Annotated in this window: 13 protein-coding genes; 2 read left to right on the forward strand and 11 right to left on the reverse strand. The window is 65.1% G+C overall.

The window, feature by feature from the left end; genetic code table 11:
* The first annotated feature begins 117 nt into the window (after window positions 1–117).
* The gene (locus NKI29_RS16845; protein WP_352796743.1) at window positions 118–2,841 is read left to right on the forward strand and encodes an ATP-dependent helicase; all 2,724 of its coding nucleotides are present in this window, start codon (window positions 118–120) and stop codon (window positions 2,839–2,841) included.
* Between the two features lie 9 nt (window positions 2,842–2,850).
* On the opposite strand, the gene NKI29_RS16850 is transcribed toward NKI29_RS16845, so the two are convergent.
* The 5 genes from NKI29_RS16850 to NKI29_RS16870 all read right to left on the reverse strand — a co-directional run bounded on the left by NKI29_RS16850 (window position 2,851) and on the right by NKI29_RS16870 (window position 7,840).
* Window positions 2,851–3,900 carry an ABC transporter permease gene (locus NKI29_RS16850; RefSeq protein ID WP_352456536.1) on the reverse strand — a complete coding sequence of 350 codons (1,050 nt, stop codon included), beginning with the start codon at window positions 3,898–3,900 and terminating at the stop codon, window positions 2,851–2,853.
* Window positions 3,897–4,694: an ATP-binding cassette domain-containing protein gene (locus tag NKI29_RS16855; RefSeq protein ID WP_352456537.1), complete on the reverse strand. Its 798-nt coding sequence runs from the start codon at window positions 4,692–4,694 to the stop codon at window positions 3,897–3,899. The genes NKI29_RS16850 and NKI29_RS16855 overlap by 4 nt, the downstream gene beginning before the upstream one ends.
* Before the next feature lie 85 nt (window positions 4,695–4,779).
* Window positions 4,780–5,793, reverse strand: coding sequence for a substrate-binding domain-containing protein (locus tag NKI29_RS16860; RefSeq protein ID WP_352456538.1), 1,014 nt, complete (start codon window positions 5,791–5,793; stop codon window positions 4,780–4,782).
* A gap of 107 nt (window positions 5,794–5,900) precedes the next feature.
* Window positions 5,901–6,806, reverse strand: coding sequence for a sugar phosphate isomerase/epimerase family protein (locus NKI29_RS16865; RefSeq protein WP_502896708.1), 906 nt, complete (start codon window positions 6,804–6,806; stop codon window positions 5,901–5,903).
* On the reverse strand, window positions 6,806–7,840 hold the full coding sequence (locus NKI29_RS16870) for a Gfo/Idh/MocA family protein (protein WP_352456540.1): 1,035 nt from the start codon (window positions 7,838–7,840) through the stop codon (window positions 6,806–6,808). The genes NKI29_RS16865 and NKI29_RS16870 overlap by 1 nt, the downstream gene beginning before the upstream one ends.
* 195 nt (window positions 7,841–8,035) lie before the next feature.
* Here NKI29_RS16870 and NKI29_RS16875 point away from each other — a divergent pair, with 195 nt between their 5' ends.
* Window positions 8,036–9,061, forward strand: coding sequence for a LacI family DNA-binding transcriptional regulator (locus tag NKI29_RS16875; protein WP_352570462.1), 1,026 nt, complete (start codon window positions 8,036–8,038; stop codon window positions 9,059–9,061).
* Between the two features lie 10 nt (window positions 9,062–9,071).
* On the opposite strand, the gene NKI29_RS16880 is transcribed toward NKI29_RS16875, so the two are convergent.
* The 6 genes from NKI29_RS16880 to NKI29_RS16905 are packed head-to-tail and all read right to left on the reverse strand — an operon-like array spanning window position 9,072 to window position 15,531.
* The gene (locus NKI29_RS16880) at window positions 9,072–9,989 is read right to left on the reverse strand and encodes a ribokinase (protein WP_352570463.1); all 918 of its coding nucleotides are present in this window, start codon (window positions 9,987–9,989) and stop codon (window positions 9,072–9,074) included.
* Window positions 9,986–10,861 carry a MurR/RpiR family transcriptional regulator gene (locus NKI29_RS16885; protein ID WP_023676730.1) on the reverse strand — a complete coding sequence of 292 codons (876 nt, stop codon included), beginning with the start codon at window positions 10,859–10,861 and terminating at the stop codon, window positions 9,986–9,988. Before NKI29_RS16885 ends, NKI29_RS16880 begins: the two co-directional genes overlap by 4 nt.
* Window positions 10,858–11,835 (reverse strand): ABC transporter permease, encoded by a 978-nt coding sequence (locus NKI29_RS16890; protein ID WP_352570464.1) that lies wholly within the window; start codon window positions 11,833–11,835, stop codon window positions 10,858–10,860. Before NKI29_RS16890 ends, NKI29_RS16885 begins: the two co-directional genes overlap by 4 nt.
* Window positions 11,836–11,851: 16 nt before the next feature.
* The gene (locus NKI29_RS16895; protein WP_352570465.1) at window positions 11,852–13,384 is read right to left on the reverse strand and encodes a sugar ABC transporter ATP-binding protein; all 1,533 of its coding nucleotides are present in this window, start codon (window positions 13,382–13,384) and stop codon (window positions 11,852–11,854) included.
* A gap of 56 nt (window positions 13,385–13,440) precedes the next feature.
* On the reverse strand, window positions 13,441–14,499 hold the full coding sequence (locus NKI29_RS16900) for a sugar ABC transporter substrate-binding protein (protein ID WP_352570466.1): 1,059 nt from the start codon (window positions 14,497–14,499) through the stop codon (window positions 13,441–13,443).
* 42 nt (window positions 14,500–14,541) lie between these two features.
* Window positions 14,542–15,531: a TIM barrel protein gene (locus NKI29_RS16905; protein ID WP_352570467.1), complete on the reverse strand. Its 990-nt coding sequence runs from the start codon at window positions 15,529–15,531 to the stop codon at window positions 14,542–14,544.
* Window positions 15,532–15,728 lie beyond the last annotated feature (197 nt).

The following is a 15,728-nucleotide window of genomic DNA, read 5'->3' on the forward strand; positions in this document are numbered from 1 at the left end:
GCAAGCCCGGCGTTTTGGTTAGCGGACCCATTCAGATTGTGAGTCTACCGACTGGACAGAGAACAAAACGGAGACACTTCTGGCCTTTCGCTGCCGAATCACTACATTCGGGGGGAGATGTCCGGCTTTTCGGAAGACATGCCCTTTTTTGACGAACCGAACGCGCGGCCCGCGGCCCCGTCGGGCATTGCCGCGCGCGCCATGGCTGCCCGCAGCAACCAGAACAACGCGCCCGATTATCTCAACGGCCTCAACCCCGAGCAGCGGCTGGCGGTGGAAACCACCGAAGGCCCGGTGCTGGTGCTGGCCGGCGCCGGCACCGGCAAAACGCGCGTCCTGACCACCCGCATCGCCCACATCCTTGCCACCGGCAAGGCTTTCCCCTCGCAGATCCTCGCCGTCACCTTCACCAACAAGGCGGCGCGCGAGATGAAGCAGCGCATCGGCCTGTTGATCGGTGAAGGCAATGTCGAGGGCATGCCGTGGCTCGGCACCTTCCACTCGATTGGAGTGAAGCTGCTGCGCAGACATGCCGAGCTGGCCGGGCTCAAATCCGACTTCACCATTCTCGACACGGATGATGTCGTGCGCCTGATCAAGCAGCTTATCCAGGCCGAAGGGCTGGACGACAAGCGCTGGCCGGCCAAGCAGTTCGCCCAGATGATCGACGGCTGGAAGAACAAGGGCCTCGGTCCTGCCGACATCCCCGAGGGCGATGCCCGTGCCTTCGCCAACGGCAAGGGCCGCGAGCTCTACAAGGCCTATCAGGAGCGGCTGAAAACGCTGAACGCTTGCGACTTCGGCGATCTCCTGTGCCATCCGATCCGCATCTTCCGCGCCAATCCGGACGTGCTGAAGGAATACCACAAGCGCTTCCGCTACATCCTCGTCGACGAATATCAGGACACCAACACCGCCCAGTACATGTGGCTGCGGCTGCTGGCACAGCGGCCGCAATCCTCCCCCCTTGAGGGGGAGGTGCCCGCGAAGCGGGCGGAGGGGGTTGCCGCAGAAGGCACCGCTAGAGCGTCGAGCACTGCCGCCGGTAGGTCAAGCACTGCCGCACGGACCCCACCCGACCGGGCTTCGCCCGGCCACCCTCCCCTCAAGGGGGAGGGAAGCCCGCGCCTGTCCACCGTAAATATCTGCTGCGTCGGCGACGACGACCAGTCGATCTATGGCTGGCGCGGCGCCGAGGTCGACAACATCCTGCGCTTCGACAAGGATTTTCCCGGCGCCACCATCATCCGGCTGGAGCGCAACTATCGCTCGACCGCGCACATCCTCGGCACCGCCTCCCACCTCATCGCCCACAATGAGGGCCGCTTCGGCAAGACGCTGTTCACCGAAAAGATCGCCGAGGACGACGAGAAGGTGCATGTCCACGCCGCCTGGGATTCCGAAGAGGAGGCCCGCGCCGTCGGCGAGACCATCGAGGCTTATCAGCGCCAGAAGCACAATCTCAACGACATGGCGATCCTCGTCCGCGCGTCCTTCCAGATGCGCGAATTCGAGGACCGCTTCGTCACGCTCGGCCTCAACTACCGCGTCATCGGCGGCCCGCGCTTCTACGAGCGCCTCGAAATCCGCGATGCGTTGGCCTTCTTCCGCGTCGTCGCACAAGGCGCCGACGACCTCGCCTTCGAGCGCATCGTCAACGTGCCGAAGCGCGGCCTTGGCGAGGCCACCATCCGCCAGATCCACGACACCGCACGGGCGCTGCGCATCCCGATGCTGGAGGCGGCGGCAAAACTTGCCGAAAGCGACGAGCTGAAGCCGAAGCCGCGCGCCGCGCTGCGCGAGGTCGCGGCCAATTTCGAGCGCTGGCAGAAGGCGCTGGAAACCACCCCGCACACCGAGCTCGCCGAGACCATTCTGGAGGAGAGCGGCTACACCGACATGTGGAAGAACGACCGCTCGGTCGAAGCACCCGGCCGGCTGGAGAACCTCAAGGAGTTGATCCGCTCCATGGAGGAGTACGAATCGCTGCGCTCCTTCCTCGAACACGTCGCACTCGTCATGGACGCCGAGCAGAATGCCGAGCTCGACGCGGTCAACATCATGACGCTGCATTCGGCCAAGGGCCTCGAATTCGAGACGGTTTTTCTCCCTGGCTGGGAGGAAGGGCTGTTCCCGCATCAGCGCGCGCTGGACGAGGGCGGCCGCTCAGGGCTGGAGGAGGAACGCCGCCTCGCCTATGTCGGCCTGACCCGCGCCAAGAAGAACCTGCACATCTGGTTCGTCTCCAACCGCCGCATCCACGGCCTCTGGCAATCGACCATCCCGTCGCGCTTCCTCGACGAACTGCCGGAAGCTCATGTCGAAGTTTCCGAGAGCGGCAACTCCTATGGCGGCTACGGCAATGCCTATGGCGGCGGCTCGTTCGCCTCCGGTCGCGGTGGCCAAGGGGCGGGCAGGCAGAACCCCTATGGAGCATCGCGCTTCGACAACATCGGCGGCAACAACGGCGCCGAGAAATCCGGCGCTTTCTCCAGCACCTATGCGACGCCGGGCTGGCAACGCGCCCAAACGAACCGCACCGAGGCCACCGACCGCAATTGGGGCACGCGCTCCGGCCACCAGGTCGAGCGCATCGGCTATGGCGAAACCGACTCCGGCTACGGCGCCGGCCGCACCTCGGTCAAGGGCCGCACCATCGACGGCGAGCTGGTCGCCAAATCCGTCGCCGACACGCCGTCCCCCTTCAGCGTCGGCGACCGCGTCTTCCACCAGAAATTCGGCAACGGCAACATCTCGGCCATCGAAGGCAACAAGCTGACCATCGACTTCGACAAAGCCGGCCAGAAACGCGTGCTGGACGGGTTTGTGACGGGGGTTTGAGGTCGCCGGTCACCGATACCGCGCCTGGTTCCACTTATGGCCGAGCAGCGACAGGATGATGATCAGGCCGTTGAAGAACTGGACGTAGAAGCCGCTCAGGCCCGCCGCGACGACGCCGGTCTGGATGAAGGAGACGGTGACCGCGCCGATCGCGCCGCCGACGACGGTGCCGATGCCGCCCCAGGTCGGAGTGCCGCCGACGAACACCGATGCCAGCACCGGCAGCAGGTATCCGTCGCCCGCCGTCGGCCACCAGGTGAAGTTGATCATCACCGAGAACGTGCCGGCGATTGCCGCGCCGATGCCGACGAAGACGAACACCTTCACCCTGACGCGCTTGACGTCGATACCCATCTGCTGGGCGCTGTCGGGATTGTCGCCGACCACCTTGACCTGCGCGCCGAAGCGATGGCGGTTGTAGAGCAGCGCCGACAGCACGACGAAGGCGATGGCCCAGAAGATCTGCACCGGAATGCCGTAAACCTGGCTGGAGAAGATCTTGTAGGCCCAGCTGTCGGCAAGGCCGGTCAGCGCCGTCGACCTGCCCTCGTTGATGATCTGGATCAGGCCGCGCAGCAGGAAGTTCATGCCGAGCGTGGCGATCAGCGACGACAGCCCGCCATAGACGACCAGCGAGCCGACCAGGAAGCCGAGCAGCATGCCGGTGACCATTGCGGCGGCGATGCCGAGGAACGGGTCGTAGCCGGCCTGCACGACCAGCGCGAAGACCCATGAGGCAAAGCCCATCGTCGCCGGAAACGACAGGTCGATCTCGCCGCAGGTGACGACGAAGACCAGCGGCACCACCACGAACAGCGCCACCGGCAGCGTGGTCAGCACGGAGCTGTAAAGATACCAGGTGGTGAACACGATCGGGTTGGCGATCATGAACACCGCCATCATGACGATGAACACGGCAAGCGTGCCGAGCGCGGCGCGGTTGTCGAGGATGAACCCGCGCAGCCAGTTGTCGGACGGGTGTCTCCACTCTTTCCCGGCGGCCTCATTATGCGTGCCGCCGAGGGGGCTCTGCAGATCGGGTTCCATGGTCTTGCTCATCGTGCCGCCCTCTCCGCATCGCCCGCGTCGTGCAACCCCGGCAATCCGCTGGGGTGGGCGACGTCTTCCATGAAATTGATCAGGTCCTCGGCCGATTTGACCTCGCTGCGGTCGGCGCTGAGCGCGACCTTGCCGCGGTCCAGCACCACGAAGCGATCGGCGATATCGAAGACGTGGTGGATGTTGTGGCCGATGAACAGGATCGAGCGACCGCTCGCCCGCACCTGGCGCACGAAGTGGAAGACCTTGGCGGTCTCGGTCAGCGATAGCGCGGTCGTCGGTTCGTCGAGGACTATCAGCTCCGCCTTCTTATAGATGGCCCGCGCGATCGCCACGCCCTGGCGTTCGCCGCCCGAGAGCTGGCCGACGATCGACTGTGGCGTGAACACTTTCGAGGTGAAGCCGATCTCGCGCATCAGCCGGCTCGCCTCCGCAATCTCCTTGTTGACCTTCAGCCAGCCAAGCCAGCCGGTGAGCTCGCGGCCCATGAAGATATTGCGCACGATCGTCTGCTGCACGGCGAGCGCCCGGTCCTGGAACACCGTTTCGATGCCGGCGTCGCGCGAGCGCGCAGGGCTCCATCCGGTCACCGGCTTGCCGCGGACGAGAATCTCGCCGCTGGTCGGTTTGACCACGCCGGACAGGATCTTGATCAGCGTCGACTTGCCGGCGCCATTGTCGCCGATCAGACCGACCACCTCGCCGCGATCGACGCTGAGATTGACCCCGCCCAGCGCATAGACCTGGCCGTAGGACTTGCTGATGTCGCGCAGTTCGATGATGCGTTCGGCCATGGCGATCCTCGCTTGATGTCGCGTGCCGGCCTTTTCGCCGGCGGTCCCGCCGGCCGGGCTCGATCCCGGCCGACGGCTTGGGAGGTCAGCGCAACGCCTGCTTGGCGAGCTCGGCGACGATCTCGTAATTCTGCGGCGTGACGAAGCCGGCGCCGGTATCGACATTCATCGGCGCAAGGCCGAGCACTACCTGCTGGCAGAGGCTGAGGATCGGCAGATAGCCTTGCAGGAACGGCTGCTGGTCGGCCGTCAGCTGCACCCAGCCGCCCTTGAAGCCCTCGACGATCTGCGGGCTGGTGTCGAAGCCGAAGTTGAAGATATCGCCCGGCTTCCTGCCCGCCGCCTGCATGTAAGTCGGGACGTTGCCCAGCATCTGTCCGCCGGGATAGCCAACCGCCTTGACGTCGGGATTGTTGAGCAGTGCCGCGGTGATCACCGGAAGGGCCAGATTTGGGTCGGAAGCCCATTCGCCGCTCGGTGGCGAGGAGAGTTGTATGACCTCGACGCCCGCTTCCTTGAGGGCAGCGACAGTGCCGCGTTCTCGCGCGCCGCGGCTCTCGTTCTCGAACGGGCCGATCATGATTGCCTTGTCGCCGGCCTTGAGCCCGGCCAGCTTGACCGCCTCGGCGCCAAGCGCGCGGCCCTGCTGCTCCTGCTGGGCACCGACATAGCCGCCGCCGAACGCCGCCGTGACCGTCGGCACCGGCACGTTCTGGTACATTATCTTGATGCCGTCCTTGTGCGCCTGTTCGGCCAACGGCATGATCGCGGCGTCGCCGGGGTGGCCCATCATGGCGATGCCTTGGGGCTTGACCGCGACAGCCTCGCGCAATTGCTGCACCATCTTCTCGACATCCCACTGGGAAAAGATGTAGTCGACTTTCGGCCCGAGATCGGCCGCCGCCTGCTTGGCGCCATTATAGACGATCGTGCCGAAGGCATCGCCCTCCGCCCCGCCGACGAAGAAACGGATATGGACATCCTTGCACCACTGGGCATCGAGCGCCTGCGCCGGCAAGGTCGAGAGTGCGGCGGCGAGCGCCATCGCGGCTGCCGCGACGGTCGAGCGCAGAACTGTCCTTCTCATCGTAATGCTCATGCACTTATCCTCCCTTTGTTCCCTCGCTAGCCGAGGGGTTTCGACGATCGCTTCGGCATTGCGCCGCAATCTTTCGCTGGCCGGCACCTCCCGCCGGCCGAAACTTCTCACACCGGGTTCGGCAGGTAGCTCGCGCCTCCCCGGCATTGTTGGAGATAATCCAGCGCACGCGCCTGGCCGGTGATCTCGAGATCGCCGCGATAGACCGGGTCGTGCCAGCCCTCGATGTCGATGGCGCCCTTGTAGCCGACCAGCCGCAGCTCGCTGATCACCCGCGTCCAGTCGCTATCGCCGAAGCCAGGGGTGCGCATCTGCACGAACGGCAGGCGGCCGAACACGCCATGTTCGCGGATCACGTCCCAGCGCACCGTCGCGTCCTTGCCGTGGACGTGGAAGATACGCTGCGCCCATTTGCGGATCTGCGGGATCGGATCGATCAGATAGACCAGCTGGTGGCAGGGCTCCCACTCCAGGCCGAGATTGTCGTCCGGCAATTCGTTGAACATCAGCTCCCAGGCGTCCGGATTGTGGGCGATGTTCCAGTCGCCGCTGGCCCAGTTGCCGTCCATCGCGCAGTTCTCGAAGGCGATGCGCACGCCCTTGTCGGCGGCCCGCTTTGCCAGCTTCCCCCAGACCTCGCGGAAGCGCGGCAGGCTGTCGGGCAGCGGCTTGCCTCGGATGCGACCGGTGAAGCCGCTGACCACATTGGTGCCGAACAGATGCGCGTTGTCGATGATCGTTTCCCACGCCTCGAGCACGCCGCGATCGATCTCGCCGCTCTCCAGCGGATTGCCGAACACGCCGATCGACGAGACGATGACATCGGCATCGCCGATCGCCTCGCGGATCTCGCCCGCCAGCCGCGGAATGTCCTTGCCGCCCAGCGTCTGCCAGAAGAACGGCTGGATGCTCTCGAATCCGAGCGGCAGGATCTGCCTGACATAGGCGGCCGGGTCGTCGAGGTTGGCGCGCACCATGGTGCCGATCCTGATGTCGAGCAGCGGGTTTGGCATCATGATCCTTCCTGTGAGGCGATAGCGACCCGGCGCCCGGTTTCGGCGCTCTCGATCGCAGCGAAAACCATGGACAGGCTCTTGATGTTGTCGGCGCCGCGCGTCTCCGGCGCGGTGCCGGTCTCGGCGGCGCGGACGAAATCCTGGATGATGCCGAGATGGCCGCCGACGCGATCTGCCGGGTCGAGCGGCGGCACGGCTATCGGTTCGGTGCGGTCGAACAGGCCTTCACGGACCGGCCGCACGACTTCCGCCTTCAACCCGTCCGCGCCGTCCCAGACAATGCTGCCGCGCTCGGCGACGATCCGCCATGTACTGTCCCAGCTGGTACGGAAGCCGGCCGCGCACCAGCTGCCGGCATAGGTGAACAGCTTGCCGCCGCCGAGGTCGAAGCTTGCGGTTGCCGACGACCCTTGCCGATACCAGGAGTTGGCCGGCTCCCACTCCTGGCAATAGACGCCGGCCGGTTCGCCGGCCACCATGTAGCGGGCTGCATCGAATGTGTGGATCGCCATATCGAGCAGCAGCACATGGCGCATCTCTTCGCGAAAACCGCCGAAATGCGGCGCAACGAAGAAATCGGCGTGGATGCTGGTTGGCGCACCAATGGCGCCGGAATCGAGAAAGCGCCGGATGCGCCTGACGTTGGCGACATAGCGGCGGTTCTGCACGACGGCATGGATGCGGCCGGCGCTGCGGGCCGCCTCGACAATAGCACGCGCATTGTCCGGGCTGTCGGCCAGCGGCTTTTCGGTCAAGAGATGGCAATGGTGGGCAAAGGCGGAAAGCGCGACCTCGCGGCGGGCGGCGGGAACCACCACGTCGAACACCGCGTCGGGCCTGGTCTGGTCGAGCACGGCGTCGAGGTCGGTTCCGATGACGGCGCCGGAAAGCTCGTATTCGCGCGCCCTTGCCCGCGCCCTTTCGGCGTCGAGATCAACCAGGCCGACAATGGCGAGCCCGTCGATCTGCTTGGCTGCATCGAGCCAGGCTTTGCTCATCGCGCCGCAGCCGACCAGGACGACATTGATCATCCAGCACTCCTCCCTCTCGGCCCCTCCAGACCGATCGTCACGGCGTTCACGGCAGGGCCGCAAACGTTCTTCCGTAAACGTTTACGAGAACACACCCGATGGCGTAGAATGTCAATTGGCCGATAGCGAAAAACGTGATGCCGGCTTGGCCTGAAGAGCGGCCGGTGCTAGCCAAGCAAGGGGGAGAACTGTCCTTTGGCGTCCAGTATTCACGACCTTGCACGTCACCTGAACATTTCGATCGGCACGGTGTCGCGCGCACTCAACGGCCGCGCCGACGTCAATGCCGACACACGCCAGCGCGTGCTCGATGCGGCCAAGAAGCTGAATTATTCGCCGAACCAGTCCGGCCGCAGCCTGCGGCGCGGCGCCACCCATTCGATCGCCTTCATGCTGCAGCCTCATCCGGGCGACCAGGAATATGGCGAGCCGTTCTTCATTCCGTTCCTGACCGGGTTGCAGGCCAAGCTCGCCGAAAGCGCACTCGACCTGATCGTGGTGATGGGCGCGCCGGGCGACTATCAGCAGGAGCGCCTGCGCCGTGTCGTCGAGACGCGGCGGGCCGATGCCGTGGTGCTGGCCTGGACGCGGCGCGAGGACGAGCGCATCGACTATCTGACCCAGGCCGGTTTCCCGTTCGCGACGCTCGGCCGCAGCCGCTCCGGCGGCGATTCCTATCCCTCGCTCGACCTCGATTTCGAAAAAGCCGGGGCTGACGCGGTCGATCGTCTCGTCGCGCGCGGTCACCGCCGCATCGCCGCCATCCGCCCGTCGCTCGACCTCAATTTCGGCTATCTGTTCCTCGCCGGCTATCGCAAGGCGTTGCGGCGGCACGGCATCGAATTCGACCTCGAGTTGATCGCCGACGGCTTCATCAACGAGGCCGGCGGCTACGCGGTGACGCCGAAGGTCATGCACTCCAAGGACCCGCCGACGGCCATCATCTTCAACAACGACGCGATGGCGCTTGGCGGCTGCAAGGCTCTGGCCGAGGCGGGCATCAGGCCCGGCCACGACGTTGCGGTGATCGTCATCGTCGACACGCCGCTCTGCCGCTATTTTTCGCCGGCGCTGACCGGCTTCCGCCCGGCGCTTGAGCCGATGGGCGAGCGGTTGGCCGAAATGCTGCTGGCATCGATCCCGGCTTACGCCGGCGCCGAAGGCGCACGCATCATCCGTGAAGTCTGGCCGCTGGAACTGATCGCGCGCGACAGCGATTGAATCGCGGCGGTCACTGAGCAGGCTCAGATTGATCAAGACCCCCGCGCCCGCGCTCTGGCGTTGCGACCAGCGAGGCAGCGGCGGCATTGGCGGCGGCAAGTGCCGCCTCGACGGGCTGCCCACGCGCAAGCCCAGCCGCGAAGGCCCCAACGAATTCATCGCCGGCACCGTGGGTGCTGATGACCTTCACCGGCATCGCAGGCAGTGCGAACGCCTGGCCGCCACGGTCGCGATAGGCAACGCCCTCGCCGCCTGCCGTGACGATCGCGGCCGGATAGGAACCGACGAGCATACCGGCCGCCTTCGCAGCCCCCTCGAGCGTGTCGACGACCGCAACGCCGGCCAGGAATTCCGCCTCGATGGCATTGACGATGACGATATCGGTGAGTGCGACCAGTTCGGCTGACAGCTTTCGCGCGGGTGCCGCGTTGAGGACGACGCAGCCGCAATGCGCCTTCACCGCCCGCGCCGCGGCAATGTTGGCGCCTTCCGGTACCTCGTTTTGCAGCAGCAGAACCGCCGTTTGCGCGATCAGCTCGGCCGCCTCAGTAATGTCCTTTTCGCCGAGAGTGAGATTGCTGCCCGAGACGATTACCGCGCCATAGTCGCCGCTGTCGTCGAAGATCGCTACGCTCATGCCCGAGCCGGCGCCCGCAGCCACTCCCACGAAGCGCTGGTCGACGCCGTTGCGATCGAGATTGTCGAGAAGCGCGCGGCCGAAATCATCGTCGCCGACAGCGCCGATCATTGCCGCACGCACGCCGGCCCGCGCTGCCGACACCGCCTGGTTGCCGCCCTTGCCGCCGCATTTTGGATGCCAGGCATGGCCGGTGACCGTTTCGCCCTTGCGTGGGCGATCGGGGGCTTCGACCATGATATCGTAATGCAGACTGCCGAATACGGTCACCAGCGGCGGGGAAGCCGTCATGTGCCCTTATCTTTCCGTTTCGACGTCACCGCAGACATGGTGCGGCCGAGATTGCGCTCCGCCGCCTGGTAGTCGCGTTGCGCGACCGCCACGAACAGCGCGTCGAGGATGTTGAGCTGGGCAATGCGCGCCGCTGCGTTCTCACCCATCAACGGCGAGCCTTGCGCGGTCGAGCAGAGCACGATGTCGGCGACGGCTGCCAATGGCGAGTTGTCATAGTTGGTGATGGCCAGCGTGCGCGCGCCGCTTTTGCGCGCAAGCTGGATGGCGTCGATGACGGCGCTGGTATTGCCGGAATGCGAAAAGCCGACGGCGATGTCGTCGGCGCCGAGCAGCGAGGCGGACATTAGCATCATGTGCGAATCGTCGTAGACAGAGGTGCGGATGCCGATGCGCAGGAATTTGTGCGAAACGTCGCGTGCGATCTGCGCCGAGCCGCCGACGCCGTAGAAATCGCGATTCCTGGCGCGGTAAAGCAGATCGGCGGCACGGTCGAAATCGTCCATGTCGAGGATGGCCAGCGTCTCCTCCAGCGCCTGGATGGAGGTGCGGAACACCTTCTGCACGATCTCGGCCGAACTGTCGTCCACCGACAGCTCCTGATGCATCTCGGCGGTCGGCAGGCGGCTGTATTCATAGACCGCCGTGCGAAAGTCGCGATAGCCGGAAAAACCCAGCTTCTTGGCGATCTTGACCACCATCGCCTCCGAGACACCGGCCTCCTCGGCGATCTGCTTGAGCGGTATGGTCTCGTCGAAGCCGCGCCGTCCGAAGACCGTTTCAACCACCTTCGCCTCGAGCGGCGTCAGATGCGGCATCATCATGCGAATGCGCGGTCCTACTGCTTTCAGGTCCAGCCCGGTCAAGGTCATCCACGTCCCCTCGTCACGCGATCGATAAGCATCGCGGCGAGGATTATAAGGCCAGTTGCCAGGAGCTGATAGAAGGACTGCACGTTCATCAGCGTCAGGCCGTTGCGCATGCTGCCAAGAATGACGGCACCCAGGATGGTGCCGACGACGCTGCCCTTGCCGCCCATCAGCGAGGCGCCGCCGATCGCCGCCGCTGCTATGGCGTCGAGCTCCCAGAGATTGCCCAGAATGGGTTCGGCCGCACCCAGCCGGCCGATCAGGATCTGCGCTGCAAGCGCTGCCAGCAGGCCCGAGATCATATAGGCGGCGATCTTGGTGCGGGCGATCGGCACGCCGGCTATGTAGGCCGCCTCCTCATTGCCGCCGACGGCGAGCAGATATTCGCCGAACGGCGTCTTCTTGAGGATGATCCAGGCAATCAGCGCGACCACCGCCACGATGATGACCGCCAACGGCAATCCGAACAGCGAGCCGTTGAAGATGGCACGGAAGCCGGCAGGCAGGCCGAGCACCGGATTGCCGCCGGTATAGATCAGCGCCAGCGCCCGGTAGGTGCTGAGCGTTCCCAGCGTGACGATGAAGGGCTGCAGCCCGACATAGGCGACCAGCACGCCGTTGAGCAGTCCGCAGGCAAGGCCGATGGCGAAGCCGGCGGCGATGGCCAGCGGAAACGGCACACCGGCAACCAGCATCGAGGCCGAGATGACCGCCGAAAGGGCTGCCGTCGGCCCGACGGACAGATCGATGCCGCCCGAGATGATGACCAGCGTCATGCCCAACGCCAGGCAGGCATTGATGCTCGATTGCTGCAGGATGTTGATCAGATTGCGCTCGGCAAAGAAGCCGGGGACCAGTGCACCGAAGACGGCGAGGATCACCACCAGTCCGATCAGCGTGCCGGCGTCGCGCACGGAAAACCGGTGCAGGAGATCTGCCCTTGGGCGCGCTGCTGTGTGTTCGATTATATCGGTCATCCGCTGGTCCTGTCCGTTATGCACCGGCCCGATGGCCTTGCGCCTTGCCGGCCTCAATCTCCGTTTGGGGTATGGCGTGCGCGGCGATCGCCTGTTCGCTGAGACTTGCACGGCCCAGTTCGGCGGCGACCGTGCCGTCGCGCATGACCAGCACGCGGTCGGCGAGCCGGATCACCTCGGGGAGTTCGGACGACACGACGATTACCGAATGGCCTTCGGCGGCGAGTTCCTCGATCAGGTGGTAGATCTCCGCCTTGGCGCCGACATCGATGCCGCGCGTCGGCTCGTCGAATAGAAGGATCCGCGTTCCCGCCGCCAGCCAGCGGCCGATGATCGCTTTCTGCTGGTTGCCGCCGCTGAACAGGCGGATCGGCCGGTCGAGCAGGAACGGCCTGAGATTGACCCGCTTCATCTTCTCGGCTGCGACCCGTTTCAGCCTTTTGTGATCGATGACGCCGCGCGGCGCGAACACGCCCATCGAGGCCAGCGCCATGTTGCTGGAGATCGACCGCAGCGGCACGATGCCTTCGCGCTTGCGCTCCTCCGGCACCAGGCCGATGCCGGCCGCGATGGCGTCGCGCGGACTGGAAAGCTTTACCGCCTTGCCGTCGATCTCTATTGCGCCTGATGAGGCCCGGTCGGCGCCGGCCAGGAGCCGCAGCAGTTCGGTGCGGCCCGAGCCGACCAGGCCGGCAACGCCCAGCACCTCGCCGCGATGCAGGTCGAACGAAACGTCACGGACCTTGGTTGCCGAGGCGAGGCCACGCAAGCTCAGCCTGACCTCGGGGGAAGCATGCGAGCGGTGTTGTTCCTGGGCAAGCTCGCGGCCGACCATCATCGAAACGACGGCCTTTTCCGACACCTGCGCGAGATCGACGGTTTCGACCACAACGCCGTCGCGCATGACAGTGGCGCGCTCGCAGATGCCGAACACCTCGTCCAGCTTGTGCGAGACATAAACGACGGCGACACCGTCGCGTGCCAGACCGGCAATGACTTCCGCCAGCCGTTCGAACTCGCTCGGCGTGAGGCTCGACGTCGGCTCGTCCATCGCCACGATCCTGGCGCGGTCGAGCAGCGCCCGGGCGATCTCGACGATCTGCCGCTGCGCCACCTTCAGCGAGCCAAGCGGGGCTGCCGGATCGATGGTCGGGTCGATGGCGGCCAGGGCTTCCGCAGCGCGGCTTTCCTGCTCGCCCCGTGCGACGAAGACGCCGCCGCGCGTCAACGGATGGCCGAGAAACATGTTCTGGGCGACGCTGAGGCGTGGCACCTGCTGTAACTCCTGATGGATCATCGCCACGCCGGCGGCGCGCGCCGCGACCGGGTTGTTCAGCGTCACCGGTTTGCCGTCAATAAGCACGCTTCCCGCCGTCGGCCGGTAGACGCCTGACAGGATGCGCAGCAGCGTCGACTTGCCGGCGCCGTTTTCACCGAGCAGCCCATGGATTTCGCCGGCGCCGACCGAAAAGGACACATCGCTCAGCGCCCGCACGGCCGGAAACACCTTGGAAATGCCCTCGAATTGCAGCCGGGAGATGACTGACATTGCTTCGGTTCTCCAGGCAAGGTGCCGACCCAAGGCCGGCACCTGCCGGCCCTGCTCTACTGGCCCGCTGCCGCGTCCTCGAGCAGCGCCTTGCGCACGGCGTCGCCGGCGCCAGAGTAGCGGTCGGCATTGTCCTTGGTGATCAGCGCCTGCGGCGTGGCGACGACGCGCGGCAGCTTCTGCCCGGCCACCAGTCGCAGCGCCGATTCCAGCGCCACCTCGCCGGTCAGCACCGGGAACGAATCGACGGTGCCGGTCAGCTCGCCGGCGCGGATCGAGGCATAGGCGTCGGAGATGCCGTCGGTGCCGAACACGGCGACCTTGTCCTGCAGCCCGGCAGCCTTGACCGCCTCGACGATGCCCAGCGCCATGCCGTCATTGTTGGCATAGAAGCCGATCAGGTCGGGGTGCTGCTGCAGGATGTTGGTGGCAGCGTCGTAGGAGGTCTGGCGATCCCAGTTGCCGGGGACGCTGGCGACGACCTCGAACTTGCCGGCCTCGGTGACCGTGGTCTTGAAACCGTCGGTACGCTGGACGGCGGCGTAGACGCCGGCCTGGCCTTCGACGATGGCGACCTTGCCGCCGTCCGGCCGATTCTTGATGAACCATTTGGCGACGCGCACGCCGTTGTCGCGCTGGACATTGCCGACATAGTGCTCGGCCTGCGGGATGACCGCGTCGTTGACGTTGACCACCGGCACATTGGCGGCCTTGGCCTGTTCCATGATCGGCTGCAGGTTGGAGTCGGTCTGCGGCGAAACGAGCAGCACGTTGTAGCCTTGCGTGACCAGGCCTTCGGCGATGGTGAGCTGGCCGAGCTGGTCGCCCTCGCTCTGCGCCGCCTGGTAGACCACGGGCACGCCGGTGCGGTCGCCGAACGATTTGTAGCCCTCTCCCAGCGAACGCCAGTATTCGTTGGTCAGCGTCTTGGAGACCGCACCCGCCTTGGTGCCCTCGGGCAGCTTGGGGAAAGCCCCGAACTTGGCCTCGACCTGCGACCAGTCGATGCGATCCTTCTCGGTGTCGGAATTGAGCGGCGCGAGGTCCGCGGAAAACGACGAGCCTATAGACAGCGCCATCAGGGCAGCGGTGGCGGTGGCAAGCAGAAATTTCATGGTCTTTCCTCCCTGGTTGAAAACGGCGATGGCGCCGGAGCTTCAGCTGTCCGGCCCGAGCATGGCTTCCTGGATGATGGCCTGCGAGGCGACCGCGTCCTGACGGTCGACGGCAGTGGACAGGCGATTGTCCTTTTCCAGCCGATCGACGACGCGCAGCATGCGCTTGACAGTCGCGATGTTGACTTCGCATTCGTGGACCGGGTCGAGCCCGGTCATGTCGGGGAACGTGTCGAAGTAGATGGCGCCGGCATAGCCGTCTCGACGGATCTGCCTGAGCAGCTCGATCGTCTGCAGCGTATGCACGGCCCCGACCATCAAGCCGTCGTCGCGCTTGGCGTAGCCGTCGTTGAGATGCACGCCGAGCAGCTTGCTGTGTCGCGCCACCAGCGCAGCGGCGAAAGCCGGCTGCTCGTCGGCGTAGAGCACATGGGCGAAATCGAGCGTCACGCCGAGATTGGGCAGGCCGATCTCGCGGATCGCCAGCAACGTCGTCGCCGCATCGGGCATCAGGCTGTAAGAGCGCGGCTCGTTGGGTTTGTATTCAAGGCTGATCTGGCAATCGGGGTCATGCGCCGCAACTTCACGAATTCCATCGATTTCGTGTTGCCAGAGCGTCGCATAATCGGCCTGGAAAGCATAATCGAAGCCATCCTGCCCGAGCCACAGCGTCATCAGGCCGGCGCCCGCCTCGCGGATGGCGTCGATGCCGGCCTTGGTCAGGTCGATGGCTTCGCGGCGAACGGAAGGATCTGGATTGGTGAAGGCACCGAGCTTGAAAGCCGGATTGGAGTAGTAGCGCATGGCGAAACCATTGATGGAAAGCCCGATGTCGCTGAGTTTGCGCGCCATTTCCGTAGGTTTTTCGCCGACATGGTCGGGGAAGTTGAGGTCGAGATCGGTCAACTCCGCAACCTTCGCCGCACGTGCCGCCATCTGCAGCATGGACGGTTTGCCGACAAGATCGGGCCACTCGGACTGTGGCCGCGAGGCAAAGGAATTGAGGCGGGTGGCGAAACGACAGGCAGTCATCGGGGACCTTTCATTGTCATAACTTTACATAATAACGATTATTTGTAAAGTTGTTAATTGCTCGCTCGGCGACGACGAGTTCGCCATACCCAGGCCAGTTGCAACCACGGGGGACAAGCAAGCGCGGCACTGTCACGCAAGTATCATGTTCGCGTCCTAGATCGCTTCTCCGAAGGCTTTCGCGGCATCCTTGATGC

Origin of the sequence: Mesorhizobium sp. M0678 (assembly GCF_040320505.1) — a bacterium.
Classification (GTDB): domain Bacteria; phylum Pseudomonadota; class Alphaproteobacteria; order Rhizobiales; family Rhizobiaceae; genus Mesorhizobium.